The 17,215-nt window shown below is 63.3% G+C and carries 16 protein-coding genes and 1 pseudogene; 13 read left to right on the top strand and 4 right to left on the bottom strand.

Going from position 1 to position 17,215, the window contains the following annotated elements; translation table 11 throughout:
* Positions 1-12: 12 nt before the first annotated feature.
* The 4 genes from QE416_RS12570 to QE416_RS12555 all read left to right on the top strand — a co-directional run bounded on the left by QE416_RS12570 (position 13) and on the right by QE416_RS12555 (position 3,904).
* Positions 13-1,083, top strand: a complete 1,071-nt coding sequence (locus QE416_RS12570) for an LLM class flavin-dependent oxidoreductase (RefSeq protein ID WP_307316668.1) — start codon at positions 13-15, stop codon at positions 1,081-1,083.
* Entirely contained in the window at positions 1,080-2,414 is a 1,335-nt protein-coding gene (locus QE416_RS12565; protein ID WP_373458856.1) for an MFS transporter, read from the top strand. Before QE416_RS12570 ends, QE416_RS12565 begins: the two co-directional genes overlap by 4 nt.
* Positions 2,415-2,531: 117 nt before the next feature.
* The gene (locus tag QE416_RS12560) at positions 2,532-3,296 is read left to right on the top strand and encodes an SGNH/GDSL hydrolase family protein (RefSeq protein ID WP_307316665.1); all 765 of its coding nucleotides are present in this window, start codon (positions 2,532-2,534) and stop codon (positions 3,294-3,296) included.
* A gap of 101 nt (positions 3,297-3,397) precedes the next feature.
* Entirely contained in the window at positions 3,398-3,904 is a 507-nt protein-coding gene (locus QE416_RS12555; RefSeq protein ID WP_307316664.1) for a hypothetical protein, read from the top strand.
* 19 nt (positions 3,905-3,923) lie between these two features.
* On the opposite strand, the gene QE416_RS12550 is transcribed toward QE416_RS12555, so the two are convergent.
* Positions 3,924-4,583 carry a hypothetical protein gene (locus tag QE416_RS12550; protein WP_307316663.1) on the bottom strand — a complete coding sequence of 220 codons (660 nt, stop codon included), beginning with the start codon at positions 4,581-4,583 and terminating at the stop codon, positions 3,924-3,926.
* A gap of 76 nt (positions 4,584-4,659) precedes the next feature.
* Between QE416_RS12550 and QE416_RS12545 the strand changes: the two genes are divergently transcribed.
* Together QE416_RS12545 and QE416_RS12540 are read left to right on the top strand one after the other, a co-directional pair.
* Positions 4,660-5,469 carry an SDR family oxidoreductase gene (locus QE416_RS12545; protein ID WP_307316661.1) on the top strand — a complete coding sequence of 270 codons (810 nt, stop codon included), beginning with the start codon at positions 4,660-4,662 and terminating at the stop codon, positions 5,467-5,469.
* A gap of 29 nt (positions 5,470-5,498) precedes the next feature.
* Entirely contained in the window at positions 5,499-5,954 is a 456-nt protein-coding gene (locus QE416_RS12540) for a DUF6578 domain-containing protein (RefSeq protein WP_307316659.1), read from the top strand.
* Positions 5,955-6,052: 98 nt separating this feature from the next.
* Here the strand turns inward: QE416_RS12540 and QE416_RS12535 are convergent, their stop codons facing one another.
* Positions 6,053-6,598 carry an AAA family ATPase gene (locus tag QE416_RS12535; protein WP_307316657.1) on the bottom strand — a complete coding sequence of 182 codons (546 nt, stop codon included), beginning with the start codon at positions 6,596-6,598 and terminating at the stop codon, positions 6,053-6,055.
* 804 nt (positions 6,599-7,402) lie between these two features.
* Here QE416_RS12535 and QE416_RS12530 point away from each other — a divergent pair.
* Positions 7,403-8,053 carry a recombinase family protein gene (locus tag QE416_RS12530; RefSeq protein WP_307316656.1) on the top strand — a complete coding sequence of 217 codons (651 nt, stop codon included), beginning with the start codon at positions 7,403-7,405 and terminating at the stop codon, positions 8,051-8,053.
* Between the two features lie 765 nt (positions 8,054-8,818).
* Here the strand turns inward: QE416_RS12530 and QE416_RS12525 are convergent.
* A pseudogene (locus tag QE416_RS12525) lies at positions 8,819-9,999 on the bottom strand (IS3 family transposase).
* Positions 10,000-10,491: 492 nt separating this feature from the next.
* On the opposite strand from QE416_RS12525, the gene QE416_RS12520 reads away from it, so the two are divergent.
* From QE416_RS12520 to QE416_RS16520, 6 genes are read left to right on the top strand one after another with little or no spacing between them, the layout of a single operon-like run.
* Positions 10,492-11,106 carry a GNAT family N-acetyltransferase gene (locus QE416_RS12520; protein WP_307316655.1) on the top strand — a complete coding sequence of 205 codons (615 nt, stop codon included), beginning with the start codon at positions 10,492-10,494 and terminating at the stop codon, positions 11,104-11,106.
* Positions 11,033-12,013, top strand: a complete 981-nt coding sequence (locus QE416_RS12515) for an arginase family protein (protein ID WP_307316654.1) — start codon at positions 11,033-11,035, stop codon at positions 12,011-12,013. Before QE416_RS12520 ends, QE416_RS12515 begins: the two co-directional genes overlap by 74 nt.
* Positions 12,007-13,638 (top strand): radical SAM protein, encoded by a 1,632-nt coding sequence (locus QE416_RS12510; RefSeq protein ID WP_307316653.1) that lies wholly within the window; start codon positions 12,007-12,009, stop codon positions 13,636-13,638. The genes QE416_RS12515 and QE416_RS12510 overlap by 7 nt, the downstream gene beginning before the upstream one ends.
* A complete protein-coding gene (locus QE416_RS12505) occupies positions 13,631-14,404 on the top strand; it encodes a hypothetical protein (protein ID WP_307316652.1) in 774 nt (257 codons plus the stop codon). Before QE416_RS12510 ends, QE416_RS12505 begins: the two co-directional genes overlap by 8 nt.
* Positions 14,362-15,711 carry an MFS transporter gene (locus QE416_RS12500; protein ID WP_307316651.1) on the top strand — a complete coding sequence of 450 codons (1,350 nt, stop codon included), beginning with the start codon at positions 14,362-14,364 and terminating at the stop codon, positions 15,709-15,711. Before QE416_RS12505 ends, QE416_RS12500 begins: the two co-directional genes overlap by 43 nt.
* Positions 15,708-16,412 (top strand): aldo/keto reductase, encoded by a 705-nt coding sequence (locus tag QE416_RS16520; protein WP_373458855.1) that lies wholly within the window; start codon positions 15,708-15,710, stop codon positions 16,410-16,412. Before QE416_RS12500 ends, QE416_RS16520 begins: the two co-directional genes overlap by 4 nt.
* Here the strand turns inward: QE416_RS16520 and QE416_RS12495 are convergent.
* Positions 16,384-17,169, bottom strand: coding sequence for a phytanoyl-CoA dioxygenase family protein (locus QE416_RS12495; RefSeq protein ID WP_307316650.1), 786 nt, complete (start codon positions 17,167-17,169; stop codon positions 16,384-16,386). The genes QE416_RS16520 and QE416_RS12495 overlap by 29 nt on opposite strands.
* Positions 17,170-17,215 lie beyond the last annotated feature (46 nt).

The following is a 17,215-nucleotide window of genomic DNA, read 5'->3' as shown; positions in this document are numbered from 1 at the left end:
CAAGGAGACCCCATGGACGCCCGTTCCCTCGAGCTCGGCCTCGACACCTTCGGAGACATCTCGCGCGCCCCCGACGGGTCGCTGCTGTCCGATGCACAGACCATCCGAAACGTCGTGGACCAGGCCGTTCTGGCCGACGAGGTCGGTCTGTCGTTCTTCGGAGTGGGCGAGCACCACCGCAAGGACTTCGCGGTCACCAGCCCCGAGATCGTCCTGGCCGCGGCCGCCGCGCGGACGAAGAACATCCACCTCGGCACCGCGGTGACCGTTCTCTCGAGCGACGACCCCGTGCGCGTGTACGAGCGCTTCGCCACCCTGGATGCGATCTCGAACGGACGCGCCGAGGTCATCCTCGGGCGGGGATCGTTCATCGAGTCGTTCCCCCTCTTCGGCTACGACCTCGCCGATTACGAGCAGCTGTTCGAAGAGAAGCTGGAGCTGTTCTCGCACCTGCTGACCGAGAAGCCCGTCACCTGGTCGGGTCGCACGCGCGCCGCGCTCCAGGATGCCGATGTGTACCCCAAGACCGAGACGGGTCTGACCGCGTGGGTCGGCGTCGGCGGCTCACCGGAGTCGGTCGTGCGCACGGCCCGCTACGGCTACGGTCTCGTGCTCGCCATCATCGGCGGCTCGGCTGCCCGCTTCCGCCCCTACGCCGATCTGTATCGCCGTTCGCTGGCAGAGCTCGGCAAACCCCAGATGCCGATCTCGGTGCACTCGCCCGGCCACGTCGCCGAGACCGACGAGCAGGCGTGGGACGAGGCTTTCGAGGGCGTCGCGGAGCTCAACAACACCATCGGCCGCGAACGCGGCTGGCCCGAGTACAACCGCATGCGCTTCCAGCACGACGTGGGCCCCGAGGGGTCGCTGTACGTCGGTTCGCCCGAGACCGTCGCCCGCAAGATCGCCGCGACCGTGCGGGCACTGGGCAACTCACGCTTCCAGATGAAGATCGCGAGCGGGTCCATCTCGCACGACCGGCTCCTGTCGAGCATCGAGTTGTACGGCACCAAGGTGCGTCCTCTCGTCGAAGAGATGCTCGCCGACACCCCCGCGTCGGCCGACGCCCCCGGCATCCGGTGACCACGACCACCGACACCATTCGGGTGTCCGAACGTCTCGACGCACTGCCGTTCACCCGTCGTCACGGGCGGATCCTGGGCGGGTCGGGTCTGGGGTGGGCCCTGGATGCCATGGACGTGGGCCTCATCTCGTTCGTCATCGCGGCTCTCAGCGTGCAGTGGCAGCTGGCGCCGACGCAGGCGTCGTGGATCGCGTCGGCGGGCTTCGCCGGTATGGCGATCGGGGCGAGCGTCGGCGGGTTGCTGGCCGACCGGTTCGGGCGCCGGTACGTCTTCGCGCTGACCCTGCTGGTCTACGGTGTGGCGACCGGTGCGAGTGCGCTGGTGGGCGGCCTGGCAGCGCTCCTCGTGCTCCGCTTCGTCGTCGGTCTCGGGCTCGGGGCCGAGCTGCCGGTGGCCTCGACGTACGTCAGCGAGTTCGCGCCCGCGCGTATGCGGGGCCGGCTCATCGTCTTCCTGGAGGCGTTCTGGGCCGTCGGGTGGACCGCAGCCGCCCTGATCGGCTACCTCGTCGTCCCGTCGTCCGCCGACGGCTGGCGCTGGGCCTTCGCGCTCGGTGCGATCCCCGCGGTGTACGCCCTGATCGTGCGGTGGGGTCTGCCCGAGTCGCCGCGCTGGCTGGCTTCGCGCGGACGCAACGCCGAGGCGATCGTCATCGTGCGCGATCTGGAGGCCGCGGCCGGTCGCATCGCCCTCGAGGCCTCGACCGAGGGGGTCGCGCCCTCCGCTCCAGCCCCGCGCCCGCGCGTGAGCGCGCTCTGGGCGCCGGCCCTTCGCGCCCGAACGGCGGCCCTATGGGTGCTGTGGTTCTGCGTGAACTTCTCGTACTACGGGGCGTTCATCTGGATTCCGACCATCCTGGTCGCCCAGGGGTACGACCTCGTGCGTTCGTTCGGATTCACCCTCGTCATCACGCTCGCGCAGCTGCCCGGTTACGCGGTCGCCGCCTGGCTCATCGAGGTCTGGGGGCGGCGCGCGACACTCGCGGCTTTCCTCGCCGGTTCCGCCGTGGCCGCGGTGCTCTTCGGCACCGCGACCGGTGAGGTCGCGGTGATCGCCGCGGGCATGGCGCTGTCGTTCTTCAACCTCGGCGCCTGGGGCGCACTCTATGCCGCGACCCCCGAGACGTACCCCACGCCGCTGCGCGCCACCGGCTCCGGCTGGGCCGCGGGCGTCGGGCGAATCGCGTCGATTCTCGCGCCGCTCGCCGTGCCGCCGTTGCTCGGACTCGGGGGCGCCCCGCTACTGTTCATCGTGTTCGCGGCGTTCTTCGCGGTGGCCGTGGTGGCGGCACTGTTCCTGCGCGAGCAGCGCGGGCGGGCTCTCGCCTAGATCACCCCGAGGCGTCGCGGAGGTGTTCGCCGCTCGGGCCTCCGGCCGCACGACGGGACGCGTCCCGGAGGGCACCCCGCTGCCTGCGACCGCATCGCGCCCGCGTAGGCTCGAGCCATGGCATCCGTCCGCTACGTCGCGATCGGCGACTCGTTCACCGAAGGCGTCGGCGACGAACTGCCCGACGGCACCGTCCGGGGCTGGGCCGATCTGGCGGCGCAGGGATGGGCGGATGCCGCGGGGGAGCCGATCGAATACGCGAACCTCGCGATCCGCGGCAGGCTCATCGAGCCGATCGTCGCTCAACAGCTCGAGCCCGCGCTGGCGCTGAAGCCGACGCACCTGTCGTTCAACGGCGGCGGCAACGACATGCTGCGTCCGCGGACGGGCATCGACCGCATCGTCGACCTCTTCGACCACGTCGTGCGCCGCTGCGATGAAGAGGGCGTGAAGCTCATCGTGCTGTCGAGCGCGAACCCCACGGCCGGGCTTCCGCTGGGTGCGCTCATCGAAGCCCGCGGCGACCGCCTCTCGCGCGCCGTCGAGAAGCGCCTCGAAGCCCGACCCGACGTGATCACGGCGTACAACTGGTTCGACCGCGAGCTCGCGGGCGGGGAGTTCTGGTCGGTCGACCGGCTGCACATGAACGCGCGCGGTCATCACCGGGTCGCCGCGCGCGTGATCGAGTCGGTCGGCCTCACCCCGCCCACGGAGTGGTGGAACCTGCGCGAGATCCCCGAGGCCCAGCGTCTGAAGGGCACCGCCTATTACCGCGAGCACGTCGGCCCCTGGGTCCGCCGGCGTCTTACGGGCACCTCGTCGGGCGACAACCGTCAGGCGAAGTTCGGCGGCGGGTGGGTGGAGCTGACGCCGGGGGATTGAGCGACGTCGTCCTCGGATCGCCGGGTCTCGGCATCCGCTGATCTCTGCGCACATGCCCTCGTCGAGATGTGCCCCCTGCGAGACTTGCGCGGGGGGAACATATGAAGAGAACCGTTTTTGCGCTCATCGTCGCTGTCGCGACCGTCGCCACCGCCACGAGCTGCGCGGCGCATGCCGCAGGCGCATCGGGGCCGACACCGACCGAGAGCATCACTGCGTCGTACGCATGCCCCACGATGGAGGGGGTACAGCTGCCGCCGGAGTGCGCTCCCTACGATCCGGATGCGGCGATGGCGGCGAACGAGCGGTATCGCGACCGGATGAGCATCGACGACGACGCGCGCGCGGCCGCCGAGGATGTCTCGGCCGATATCGTCGCTGTGCTGCGGACGGCAGCCAAAGAGAAGGAGCTGTCGGCCGAGGAGGTCGCCACGCTGCTCGACGAGGGGGGAGCGCTGTCGCCGCAGGTGCGCGCCGAGGCGAACAGCGTGCTTTTCGCGGCGACCGGGCCGCAGGGCGGCTGCCTTTTCGGAGAGGTGTCCGGCACCTCCGTCTCGGTCGAGATCGGCGGCTACATCCTCGACGGTGGGTGCCTACCTGCGCAGTGAGCGGGAGACCGTGGCGGCGTCAGCCCCTCAGCGACCGCGGCACTCCGCGGTCAGCGAGTCCGCAGGACTCGTGCGTCAACTCGACGATCACGGGGAGATCGAAAGACGGGTTACCGTCGGGGACCGCTTCGACACGGTATGTATCGCCGTCCACATCAACCCGATAGTCCCCGGCGGCGAAGGGGTTCTCGCCGCCGCGCCGAGAGCCGCTGTCCACCTTGGTAGCCAGCAGACCGTCCGTCCGGAGGACATCCACCGTCGTGTGTCGCCACGGCGTGCTCTCGCGGACGACGTATCCCGTCGCACACCCGTTCGCGTTGAGCGGCACCACCGAGCTCTCCGAGAACAGGGCCACCAGAATCGCCGCGGGGATGATCGCGCAGAAGGCGAGGAAGCGTAGCGGGAGGAAGAGCACCAACCACCACCGCGGTGCCGGTATCGCGCAGACAAGCGCGAAGAAGGCGACGACGGACGCCATCCACGCTGCGACGACGATCTTGCCCGCATCCCATGACCCCACGAGCAACTCGGTCTTGCCGTCGCCCTGCCGGGAGAGAGCCCCCACGCCGGTGATGATCGCGATGGCTAACGCCAGCAGCGTGGCAGCGACGAGGATGACGAGCCCTCGCCACGGGCGGGCGGATTGCTGTCGAACCGGTGAGGCGAGGACGTCGGTCACCCGACCCACCCTGGCAGCGGTCCCTGGACAACCCCCGCACACCGAACCCATGGGATCCGAGGCGCATGATGAGACCATGACTCTCGCACTCGTCACCGGAACCACCAGCGGCATCGGCCTGCACACCGCGATCCAGCTCGCCCAGCGGGGGGTGACGGTCATCGCCACGGTCCGCGACACCGCGCGCGCCGACGCCCTGCGCTCCGCGGCATCCGAGGCGGGTGTCGAGCTCGACATCCGGGCCCTGGATGTGACGGATGCCGAGGCCGCCCGCGCCCTGATCGAGGCCACGGGTCCCGTAGATATCCTCGTGAACAACGCCGGGCGCGGCGCCGTGGGCACGCTCGAGCAGGTGAGCGACGACGAGCTGCAGGAGCAGCTCGAGACGAACTACCTGTCGGTCGCGCGTCTGACTCGTCTCGTCCTCCCCGGAATGCGTGAACGCGGGAGCGGGCGCATCGTGACCGTGACGAGCGTCGGGGGAGCGGTGGGGCAACCGTTCTCCGACGCGTACTGCGGCGCGAAGTTCGCCGTCGAGGGTCTCATGCAGTCGCTCGCCCCGGTGGTCGCCCCCTTCGGAGTCGATGTGTCGATCGTCGAACCGGCCGCCGTCGCCTCGTCCTTCGTCGCCTCGGTGCATCGCGCCGCCCCCGGCCCGTACGCGGAACTGCAGCAGGCGTACCTCGACCGCGCGGCGACCTCGTTCGCATCGGCGCAGTCGGCGGAGGACGCCGCGAAGACCGTCGTCGAGGCCGCCACCACCTCGGCCCCGCGGTTCCGCTGGCAGACCTCGGATGCCGCGACCCAGTTCGCCGGCCTGTCGCTGGGCGACCTCGACGGTTCGCGCGTGCTGGGCGTGACGGCAGGGTGGGTGCGGAGTGACTGAGCGACACCCCTGCCCTGAGCGTGGGCAGTATGACGCGCGTCTGGCTGGATTCGACGGAGTGGGACTGTTGCGGTGACCCGTTTACCCTGAGTGACGAAGTGGACTTCGTCGTTCATAGACAGACACCTTCCGACGAGTTCGTCCGAGACCTAGGCGCCGAGCTTGCCATGACGGTCGGTGCCTTGGAGGCGCGGCGTCGCCAGGCCACCACGAACGATCGCGTCCAGGGCCGCGTCACGGGCATCCAGATCGTCCTGCAAGACACCGTGACGCGTTCGAGTCCCCGTCGTCCCGGGTACGGTGCCCCGCGGGATGACGTGAATCCCGTGGACGTGGGCCTCCCGCCGTTCTCACGCGGCGACCGCGGAAGCGCGGTCTTCCTCGGGTTGCGCCCATCACGATGGATGAGTGTGTCCAAGCCCGTGCCGCACGCGGTCGAGCTGATTCCCACCGATGCGGTTCCGGGTGAGCGGCACGAGTCGTAAGGTTCAGTCTCCGTTGACGACCCCGACGGGCCCGAGCCCGGTGAACAGCGGGTATGCGTGCGCAGAGGGTGGCTCGTCGACGTCGACAAGGCGAAACGCTAAGACGTCGCGCCAGCGGGTTCCCACCCGCACACGGCATCCGTCAACTCCGCCACCGTGCAGCGGCTGTCGAGATGGAGCACCGGCTTGCCGATCGCCGCGAGCCATGTGTCGTGCTCGACACGGTTACGGCCGTCGAAGGTGGGGTCGTCGTATCCCTCCGCCCACGTTCTGAAGACGCGCCAGGCCTCGTCGTCGTGCGGCTGACCTCTGCGGCGGATGACCTCGCGCTCTTCGAGCCGACGCAGGCGTTCCGTGGGGTCCAGGGTGAGGAAGACGATCGCGTCGCACTCGGCGACGACCGACTCGCCCCACCCGAGCATCGACCCGGAAAGCACCCAGGCGGGGCGCGACACGAAGATCTCGCGCATCAGCGCGACCCTTTGCATCTCGTCCCTCTTCCGGAGGAACGGGGGAGTGGTCGGCATCCAGAAGTAGTCGTCCGCATCGGCGTGCGGAACCGCCCACCGCGCGGCCAGCGCGTGACCCAGCGTGGTCGTTCCGCTGCCGCTCGCACCGAGGATGTGCACTCGGGAAAGGCCCATGTTCGCGGATCGCGTCAAGGCCGGATGCCGTCGACGTACGCCCCGTCGACGCGCGGGGCGCCGCCGGCGATCGCCGAGGTCGATGCCGACGCGAGCGCGATCGTCATGGTGCTGCTCATTCCGGTTTCCACCCTTCGTCGCGTTCGACGCCAGCCCGAGCGGCCTAGGGGAGGTCCGCGGAGCGGCATCAACTCATCAGACTTTAATCAAGACACCTCGCGAGCACACGCGTGCCTGCCATAGAGTTATCGGGCGATAACAACATTCTCGAAAGCGAGGATCGCGATGACCCGCAACCAGATCTTCACCCGCCGGCGCGCGGCCAGCCGGGCAACGACCGCGCTCGCCACCTGCCTCGCTATGGGTCAAGTGACTGCTTGCGGGGGGTCGACAACCGACGATACTCACGCAATGTGCGAAGCCAGTTGCCTGTCAGCTCGTAAGCGACGCGGCCGGGGAAGTACAGCATCACCAGGACCAGCCCGAGTAAGGCCGCGAGGCCAAACGACTCGATCGTGCCATTCCTCCTTCAGCTGACCCCACCCTATTTGCCCAGTTGAATGTGTTCTGTCAGCTCATCAACGAGCTTCGGCGGACGCGTGGGAGTCGCGAGCTGGCCCGAACCTTTAATCCCGATGTGTCCGTTTACGGATCGGCTGGTGAGACTCCCCGCCCACGGCTGCGCTCCGCACCTTCCCGCCGTTCCGGTGTCTCATATAGGGTGACCGTAGTTAGTCTCACTGACGGCGTCCTATGTGAAACAAGGGGTGACATGGTTGATGATCGCAAGCGGGGAGTGACCCGGTGTCGGTGGTCCGAGGAATGAAGATCGGGTACTCGCGGGTGTCGACCACCGGGCAGGACGTCGGCGCTCAGCACGCGTTTCTGATCAGTGCCGGCGTCGCCCCGGGGCGGATCTACACCGACGTCGGTTTCACCGGCAAGAACATCTCACGCGTGGGGCTGCACCAGGCCCTCGCCGCGGTTCGCGAGGGTGACACCCTCGTGGTGCCGAAGATGGATCGGTTCGCCCGCAACCTCGAAGAGACGTTGCGCCTGGTGCGCGACCTCACCGACCGCGGCGTCATCTTCCAGATGGGGCACACGGTCTACGACCCGCGCGACCCGTGGTCGAAGCTGTTCCTCGCCTTCCTCGCCGCGATCGCGGAGGCCGAGGGCGGGTGGATCAGCCTCCGCACGCAGGAGGCCATGGCGCGGCCGGCGGTGCGGGCCAAGCTCAAAGGCCGGCAGCCGTCCATCTCAGCGAAGGCCGACGCGGCCATCTCACGGATGCTCGACGAGGGGGAGCAGTCGCCCGCTGATATCGCGAGTACCTTTCGGATCTCACGGGCGAGCGTTTACCGCGCAGCCGAGCGCCACCGCAAACGCCACTCGTCCATCCCGACGTCCACGGACGCTGACGATAGCCGAGTCGACAACCACGAAGGCGAGTAGTCGACGACGGTGCGACGGGTACCCCGGGGCGTAGTACTCGGCGTTCGCGCAGGCGTTGTCGACATGAGAACAACGTCGCTCGAGTAGCGCTGTTCGCCAATGTCGTACCCCCCGAGTACCGTGCTGCTTAGCGGTTCCCCGGGTACCGTAGAAACAGAAACCGCCCCCGGCATGAGCCGAGAGCGGTTCCCGTGGCCCTGAGCAGTGCGCGCACTGCGACAGAGGTCGCCTCCACCAGTGGCCCCCCGTCCCAGCAAAAGATGTGGGGGCCATTGGCTTGCTCCCAGTCTAGGGAGGGGTTCCGACATCGCCCCGGGGTGTTGGGCGCCACCGGCACCCTCGCACACCCAATACCCACGTCACCCTGCCTGACGTCCTCCACTGTTCTGACCGGATTTGCGCTGTCGCACGGGCTAGTTTCAGGCGGCGAAATCTCACCTCGTGGAGGTCGTCGACGACAGCGCGGCCGGCGCCGCTGCGGCTCATTCGCCGTCGACGCTGGCAGGATGTGGCGTGGGCAGCATTCGAGCAGGGGGAGCGTGAATGATGGCTGGTCTTGTTGACACCTGTGGTGTGACATCGGCGCCGACGTCGACGAGCCTCTTACCCCCGGCTTGGTCGACCTTTGTTCCCGACACCATCGGGGCGGTCATGACCGGACTTGCTGTAGGCGCTGTCATCGTCCTATACGAGCGGAACCTCGATCAACGGCGAGAATCTCGCAGTATCACGGGCGTGAGGGAACGAACTGGTGACAGGTTCGGTTTAGGCCGCGAGTGTGAGCGGCTCGGCCAGCTTCGCTTCGAACTCGATCGGGGTCAACCCGCCGAGGGTGTCCTGGGCTCGCTGGCGGTGGTACTTCCGCTCGATCCAGACCACGATGGCCAGCCGTAGTTCCTGCCTGGTCGTCCACCGCTGCTGGTTGAGCACGTTGGTCTGTAGGAGCGACCAGAACGACTCCATGGCCGCGTTGTCCCCGGCCGCGCCGAATCGGCCCATGGATCCGACCATGTCGTGACGGCGCAGCTCGCGGGCCATGGCTCGGCTGCGAAATTGGCTACCCCTGTCGGCGTGCAGGATGCACCCGGCGACCTCACCGCGGCGGGCGCCGGCGTTACGGAGCGCGTCGACGGCGAGCTTCGCGGTCATCCGATCCGAGATCGAGTACCCGACGATCCGGTTGGAGAACACGTCCTTGATCGCGCAGCAGTACAGCTTGCCCTCGGTGGTGGTGCGGTGCTCGGTGATGTCGGTCAGCCAGACCCGGTTCGGTGCGTCGGCGCGGAACACGCGCTGCACGTGATCGTCGAACACAGGCGGACCGGCCTTCTTGCCCTTCCCGCGTCGGCGGCGTTGCGCGGAGGAGAGGATCCCGGCCTGCGAACACAGCTTCCACGCCGTCCGCCGGCTCATCCGCCAACCCGCTCTGCGGGCCTCGTTGGCCAGGTACCGGTAGCCGAAGGTCGGGTCGTCGTGGTGAGCGTTGTGCAGCGCGTTGATCCGATACGCGCGGACGATGTCGGCGTCACGGATCGGGTCGCCTTTCCACCGGTAGTAGGGCTGGCGGGCGAGCTTGAGAACCCGGCACGACACCGTCACGGGGATCCCCGCATCGGCGAGCTCAGCAACGAGCGGGTACGTCATTTTGGGGAGCCACCGAGGCGCAGGTTCGCCTGCGACAGATACGCCGCCGCACGGCGGAGGACCTCGTTCTCCTGCTCGAGGAGCCGGATCCGCTTCTTCAGCTCCCGCGCCTCAGCGGCATCGGCGGCGGTTTGTCCGGGCCGGTTGCCCTCTTCGACATCGGCCTGGCGGAGCCAGTTCTGCAGCGTTGCTTCGCTGATCCCGAAGTCCGTCGCAACCTGCTTGATAGTGACGCCGCTCTCGCGGCTACGAGCGACCGCGACAACGTCCTCGCGGAACTCTCTGGGATAAGGACCGGGCATGATGACATCCTCCCCGCCAGCGCCTCCCGGCACTAACGATCAATTGTCACCGATCCGTTCCTCACGCCCAGATGCGCGCAACCGCACGGCTGATGAAGGCCGAGGGGGCGTCGTCCAAGCAGGTGGCCCGGTTGCTTGCAGAGCACGCCCTTGCCCGGGCCGGCAGATCTCGCTGATGGGGAAGCGCCGCTCTACAGCGATGGGGGCGCCGGCGGGGCGACATATGACCGACAGCCGGCGCGGATGCATCCGCGATGTCTTCCGCTTGCCCTCAAGCGCAGCAGGAAAGCTATCGAGCTGCTAGTCCCCGGTGCGCGTCATGGCCACAATCACACTCACCGTGACCGTCGACATCACTGTCACCGACGAACTCGGACACAGCTTTACCTTCTACGCCGACCGGGCACTCTACGTCCTCACCCAGGCCCTCCAGTCTGGATGGTCGGCAGCTCTTTCCTATCGCATCTCAGCGCTCTCGACTAAGCTTTCGACATGCCCCTCCGCCTCGCGAGAATAGACTTGGACCACGATTCGGACGACCTCATCGATTTTCTCTCGACCGAGGTATTCCCGTTTCACGTAGTAGAAAAACCTACCAGAACGCAGGCTAAGGCTAGGATTGAAAGCGGGACATTCGCTTCGCCAGACAATCTAGCTTACTGGATCGTCTACGCGAACGAAAAAGTCGGATACATAAATTTCCACGACATGACCGACAACGCTCCTATGTTCGACCTGCGGCTCGCTGAACGCACGCGTGGTAACGGTTACGGCGAAGAAGCGTTGCGGGCGGGGGACAACAATCGTCTTTTCCGACTACCCTCTGATAAATCGCATCGAGGGCAATACGCGCTCAGACAATATTGCCATGCAGAAGGTTTTTCTCCGATGCGGTTACGTGAAGGAGGCGCACTATCGACAAGGATGGTCGGTGGAAGGCGAAGATCCGAAGGATTCAGTAGCGTACGCTATTATTCGGAGCGATTGGAAATCAGGCAAGGTGACGCCCGTGCAATGGGGTGTTTGAATACACATGGACAACCAAGCGATGCAATCACAAGATCCTATCCTGGACGGCGTGATGGGACTACCCGCGTTAGACGCTAATACCGTAAGAGATGCTTATGGGTGGGCTGACGCCGTCATTGTCGGCATTCCCTGGGATGGCGGGACCACCGGTCTCCCGGGGCAGCGACATGGACCAGAACTAATCCGCAAATTTGGACCGAAGCCCGGCTTCGAAGTTACCGCGGATGGCCGATTAACCGGGCTGCGGGTTCCCGACACGGGGCGCCTATTGATTGGCGGAAAGCGCGTCTTCGACATCGGCGATCTAGGCGGGGTTCCACTCGATCCGCGGCTACCGCGTCAGGTGTATTTCGACGCCATCCGTGACACGGCCACACGCGCGTCTGAAGTATCAGGGATGCCAGTATTCATCGGGGGTGATCACAGCATCACCGCGCCCATCGTCCACGGACTGGCTGAAAACCTGCAGAACAAGGTGCGATTAATATGCTTCGACGCACACTGCGACACGGCTCCCGCGCAAGATCGTATAACGAACTTTGCCGATCTGACTCACGCCAATTTTCTTTCATACTTGGATCAAGCGGGGTGCTGTTCGAACGCGGACATTGTTGGAGTTCGAGCTCCGTTACAGGATAAGTTCTTCCCTTTGCCCGAGATCGTGAATTGCTTCCCGTCTACTTCTCAATTGCTGGATCGCGACCCATCTGAACCTGTCTATTTATCTATCGATGTGGACATCCTTTCTCCTGAAACGTTTCCGGCGACGGGCCATCCCGAAGCCGGGGGGCCCTCGCTTGAGGCCTTTCTGACGGACCTTCGCGCCGTATGTGCCAAATTCAACGTGGTCGGCGCAGACATCGTGGAAACTACGTATAGCGACATTTGGAATGAAAATTCCGCCCGTAATGTAAACGCAATAATTCTCACCCTACTCGACGCCGCACTGACCGCAGATGTAAAGACGGAGAAGGCCCAATGCTGACGGAAGCGCAAAAGGAGATCATTGAACGTGTTGATCGTCCGAATTGGGGCGGATATGTGGCAAAGAATCCTGGAGAGGATTCCGTTTCTATTCGTAAAGTCGGGGACCGTCTCCTAGTCTTTAGAGCGCTTGACGTAGATGCCCCGGGGGGCGGCGTCTTCGTTTACTTCCCGGCGTCTGGGAAAACAATCGAGCTGACTCGACGGCAAGTGACGGCTCTTCAAGTCGATGAACCGATCTCCGACGATCAACTCGACGGCCTCTTTCCTGGGTTGAAGATCGAGACGATACCGGCTTCTGGATGGGTGTTGCCGAATGTTCCCGTGGATTCGCCAACAGAAAACCTCCGCTCCCGCACTCTTGTCCTCAACCCCACCGAACAATGTAACATCCGCTGCACTTACTGCTATTACGGCGGCGCTTATGAGGGAACGCGCAACCATCAGACGCTCGAGCCCTCAGCCGATGACCTCGAAACGGCAATACGAGAATTTCTCGTGGACGAGAAGCGCGTGATAGATAGCCAGCAGGCGATCTACTTCTTCGGCGGCGAGCCCCTCCTTGGTTTCAAAAAAATGGAACAGGCCATGGCGGTCATTAATGAACGCCGACGCGAGGTTGGGACAGAATTTCCAAAGTTGATCCTCCAGGTCAACACCAATGGCATGTTGCTGAATGACAAGATCATGCAATTCCTTGTGGACAACGACATCTACATGAATGTATCTATCGATGGACCGAACCATGATTTGTATCGGATAGATAGGCGCGGCAAGGGTACGCATGACCGCGTCCGTGCGAAGATCGAATGGGTCGCCGACAGGTGGCCGGATTATTTTGCCCGCAGAGTAGCCATCATATGCGTCCTCTCTCAGCCACTGGACACGCGCAAGATGTATCAATACTTTGCGGAGTGGGATGTGGCGCAGAGGGCGCTAGCGTGGGATTTTGATCTTGTACTTCCAGGTGGGTCCGGGTCGTATGACGAGTTCCAACAGCTGTTCGATGAGCAGGACAAAATCTGGGATTTGTTTGTCTCCGCGCATATCAATGAGCGGACTGATCGGGAGCGGTCGTTTCGCTTCCACTATGCATTCAGCCACGGATTTTTGCATCGTTCGTTCCATCGGGCCCTAAACCAGAAACAAAAAATTGAGGATCCGGCGCGCGTTGACAACCTGTTGGGAGTGCAGCTTGTACCGGGATCCGAGTATCTCGTGCTCGGAGCGGACGGGACCTACTACACTTCGTACGAGTATCAGGCTGCCGAATTTGCCACAGGTACGGTCGCAACGGGTGTCGACTACTCCATCGGAATGGAACAGTTGTCGAGCTTTGCTGATGGGGCGCAAACGTCATCATGCAGCAGCTGCTGGGCCGTGCGTATGTGTACTGTTAACTTCCCCGAGGCGCCTTTCGCTCGAACGGATTCTTCTACTAAGACTGAGCAAAAGGCGGCCGCGAAAGTCGCTCGTTGCCGTAGCGAGCGGACTAATCTCCGAAAGGCTCTTGAGGCGGTTCAGGAGATCGAGATGCGATTTGGGGCAGACCGTCTTGACGAGCACCGCGAAGACTGGGTTCAGCAGAAGGAGCTCGGTCCGTCGATTGAAGGTTTCAATGAATGAGATTACCGTTGACTCGGCTGGCCTCGAAGCCGCGGTGACCACGGCTGCGCGTAGCACTTCGCCGTACGTCGTGAAACTCGGTCGCAACGATCCGCTCCGAGATGCCTTCGGACGACACGCTCTCGAGAAGTTTGCAAACGTCGGTGTCGTCGCCGAGAAGGGCGATCCGTCTCGGCTCCAGGGAGATTGGTCCGGAACCCTTGGAACGCTGTTGGACGTGATGCACCTGAGATCCGCACATCCCCTGTACATGAAGCACGTCACTCTCGCCGACATTTCACCGGATTTGGTTTCAGAAGTCCCGGGAGTCCTGAGACGCCTCAATTGGATGGCCGCGCTGCCAGCGGATATGCGCCCAAACTGGTATTGGCTCATGATTGGTCAGGAAGGCAGCAGTACCCCGCGGCATGTTGACACTATGGCGAGCGCAGCTTGGAACTACTTGGTCGAGGGAACGAAAGTCTGGAAATTTGCGCCCCCTCTGCATGCGCTGCGAGAAGGCCGAATTCCTATCATGCCTGCCCCATCGGATGATTCGAAAGATTATGAATTCGAATACACGCAGCAGCCCGGGGATTTACTTTTCACCCCCAGCGCCTGGGTGCACGCGGTTCATAACGAGACTGCCACCATCGCCGTCACCGGAAACTACCTGGGTGAATCTAATATTATGTTCGCCGCGCGGTACTTCGACGCCACGAATGAGAACGCGAATGCGGCGTTGTGTCGAGATGTGGCGCGTGGATTTGGAGTGACGGAATATTGAGCGGCACCGCCCAGAATACGCTTCGACTGCGTGGGGTCCGACCTTTCCTTGTCAGTTCCTTCACTGCGAATACTGGAACCGAGATTAGCGGGATCATAATACCGCTCGTAGCCATCACTGTGCTCGAAGCCAGTAATGCGTGGGTGGCGACCATTGAAGCTGTGGCCGCAATTGTGATGCTGGTGATTGCTCTGCCAATCGGCTTAATTGTCGATCGTCAAAACCGGCGCCGCCTGCTGATCAGTTCGTATCTTCTCGGCGCGTTCCTAATCGCCTTAATCCCCGTCCTGTGGTTTTTCGGTGCTCTGACAGTAGTTTGGCTCCTGGTAGCGGCAGTTGCGTTACAGGTTCTCGGTGTGCTGAGCGACCTCGTGACCGATACAGTGGTGCCATCGTTGGTGCCAAATGGACAGATGGACAAGGTCAATGGCATCTATGCATCTTCCAGATCCGTTGCTGAGGTGGGAGGGGCTGGCCTGGGCGGAGCCCTCATAAGTGCATTTGGTCTTTTTGCTGGCCTACTGATCAACGCGGCAACGTTTCTGTTCTCGGCTCTACTCGCGTTTCGGCTACCGCCCGAAAAGTTCGAGGGGGTTCAGGCCGAGAATGAAACTGCTGTCAAGCCGACAAAGGATATCAAGTCTCGGGCAAAACAGATTGCAGCCGACGTAGGAGCCGGGTTTACTTTCTATCTGCAAAAACCACGTCTGCGTCTCATCTTGGCGTCCAGCGTTACGTCCAATGTCTTCTCGACCGTGGCAGGTACGGTGGAGTTCCTATATCTCATCCGTGTGCTCGAGGTCCCCGCCTGGGGGGTCGGAGTTGCGGTTGGCGTCACAGCTGTGGGCGGGATCCTTGGCGGTCTATGCAACTCATTTTTTGTTCGACTGTTCGGTTCGGTCAGAGTCATGCTGGTGACGCAGCTGGTCCTAAACGTCCCCATCCTTCTGTTGCCGCTTGCCTTCCCGGGTATCGGTGTCGTGTACTACTTGGCCGGGTGGTTCTTTTATTCATTCAGCTCGGTTATTTACGCATCGGCGGTGATTACCTACCGCCAGCGCGTTGTTCCGCTGAACATGCTCGGACGCGTGGGTGCGGCGAGTCGCTGGATAAATTCTCTGGCTATCGCCGGAGCCGCTATCGTGACAGCTGCCACACTCACTTCTGTCGAAATATGGCCAGTTGTCCTTGTGTCAAGTGTTGGAATCTACGCATCCGGGTTCTGGCTCCTCAATCGACACTTCTGGCAAAATTCGCCTGAAGATACAGAATTGAGCTTGCGGCGCGGCGGGGAAAGTTCGAGGTGATCGTCCCTCCTATTGGGTTCGGGACGTGGGGACTGCGCTCGAACGCGGTGGATCTAGTGTGTAGTGCAGTCGATCTCGGATATAGATTCATCGACACGGCGTCCGCCTACGTAAATGAGCGCGACGTTGGAGTCGGAATCAAACAAAGCTCAATCGACCGATCCGACATAACCGTTTGTTCGAAGTTTCCAGTAGAGTTCTGCGGCCGGGAGAACGACGTTCTGGCGTTTAGCCTGCGCAGCCTAAATATCGAGTATCTCGATCTATGGTTGCTCCATGGTGACCTACCGGACGCTCAGTTCGCTCATTCGTGGCCTCTCATGATCAAGGCAAAAGAGCGAGGTCTCGTCAGAGAGATTGGCGTCTGCAACTTGTCGCTTGAGCGATTAGAATGGATGCGGCAAATTTTTGGCGGCTACCCGGCTTTTCATCAAACGGCATTCCCCGTTGATGTTCGGATTAGCGCCTTCGCGAGGTGGCACCGAAGCAGATCAATTCAACCCATAGCGCATAGTGTTCTCAAGCGGCCGAACCTGGCCGTCCTGGGCGATGATCGAGGACGTATGGAAAGAGTGGTAGGTGCTTTCGTTTCGTCGCAAACATCATTTCTGATCGGAAGTTCAGACCCGGGTCACATCCATCAGAACCTGCTGTTGACTCGTCAGGCTTCGATCAGGCACGCCAGTCTGCGAGACCAGTGAGTGACCACCCGGGCCGAGCGACGGGCATATCGCTTAGTGCGAGATCAAGGTTTGACTCGGGAACCCGCCGGTTGCCGGCGGAGCGGTACTCGAAAGCGAGAACCCCGGATTCCGCGCTTCCCTGATTCCACCCTCCTCGGTGAATCACGGTGGGAGAGAGGAACACGACGGTACCGGCCGGGGCCACGATTGGGTGGCCTGCGGCCTCGAAGTCGGCGTCGTTGAGAGTTCCGGCTAGGTAATCGTCCATGCTCAACGGTACGTGTCTTGGAACCACCCAAGTGGCTCCGGACTCCTCATCCATGTCGGTCAAGTAAACCAAGGCGGTTATGGCCTCGGTGGTATCGAAGTAGTCCCCGACCGCATCGATGTGCCAAGGGGGGGCCATTTTCAGTCCGGGAGGTCTCATCCGCAGAAAGCTCATGTCGAGGTCCAACGCTGGTCCTAGCAGTCGGCTCATCACCTCTACTAGCTTGTGGTCTGCTGCGAGCGAGATCCACTCATCGCCCGCGAGGACACAGTTCACGACATGGTGCACGGCGAAGGGGTTGGAGGGGAAACGTTCCCAATCCGGCTGCTGGAGCGCTCGCTGGATCACCATGCGGGGATGAATCGGCGGGTCTACGGCGATGACCACGCGATGTACCATCTCGCGCAGACGATCAACTTCTCGCTCATCGAACAGTTGCAGGGCGATGTAGCCGTCTGTGCCGTAGCTGGCCTGAGCATCCGCGCTGACATGCTGAATTCGTCCCACCAGTTCTCTCCGTACGGTTGCCGTATGGTCGTTGTCTCCCTAGAGT

The sequence above is a fragment of the Microbacterium sp. SORGH_AS_0421 genome (assembly GCF_030818635.1).
GTDB lineage: Bacteria > Actinomycetota > Actinomycetes > Actinomycetales > Microbacteriaceae > Microbacterium.
Note: the sequence above shows the minus strand (reverse complement) of the source record. Positions and strands in the feature narration are given on the sequence as shown.

Coding starts and splice junctions, on each gene's coding strand:
- QE416_RS12570 (WP_307316668.1), top strand. CDS start 13: ATGGACGCCCGTTCCCTCGAGCTCGGCCTCGACACCTTCGGAGACATC.
- QE416_RS12510 (WP_307316653.1), top strand. CDS start 12,007: ATGCTGACGGAAGCGCAAAAGGAGATCATTGAACGTGTTGATCGTCCG.
- QE416_RS12545 (WP_307316661.1), top strand. CDS start 4,660: ATGACTCTCGCACTCGTCACCGGAACCACCAGCGGCATCGGCCTGCAC.
- QE416_RS12540 (WP_307316659.1), top strand. CDS start 5,499: ATGACGCGCGTCTGGCTGGATTCGACGGAGTGGGACTGTTGCGGTGAC.
- QE416_RS12535 (WP_307316657.1), bottom strand. CDS start 6,598: ATGGGCCTTTCCCGAGTGCACATCCTCGGTGCGAGCGGCAGCGGAACG.
- QE416_RS12515 (WP_307316654.1), top strand. CDS start 11,033: ATGGACAACCAAGCGATGCAATCACAAGATCCTATCCTGGACGGCGTG.
- QE416_RS12520 (WP_307316655.1), top strand. CDS start 10,492: ATGCCCCTCCGCCTCGCGAGAATAGACTTGGACCACGATTCGGACGAC.
- QE416_RS12555 (WP_307316664.1), top strand. CDS start 3,398: ATGAAGAGAACCGTTTTTGCGCTCATCGTCGCTGTCGCGACCGTCGCC.
- QE416_RS12560 (WP_307316665.1), top strand. CDS start 2,532: ATGGCATCCGTCCGCTACGTCGCGATCGGCGACTCGTTCACCGAAGGC.
- QE416_RS12505 (WP_307316652.1), top strand. CDS start 13,631: ATGAATGAGATTACCGTTGACTCGGCTGGCCTCGAAGCCGCGGTGACC.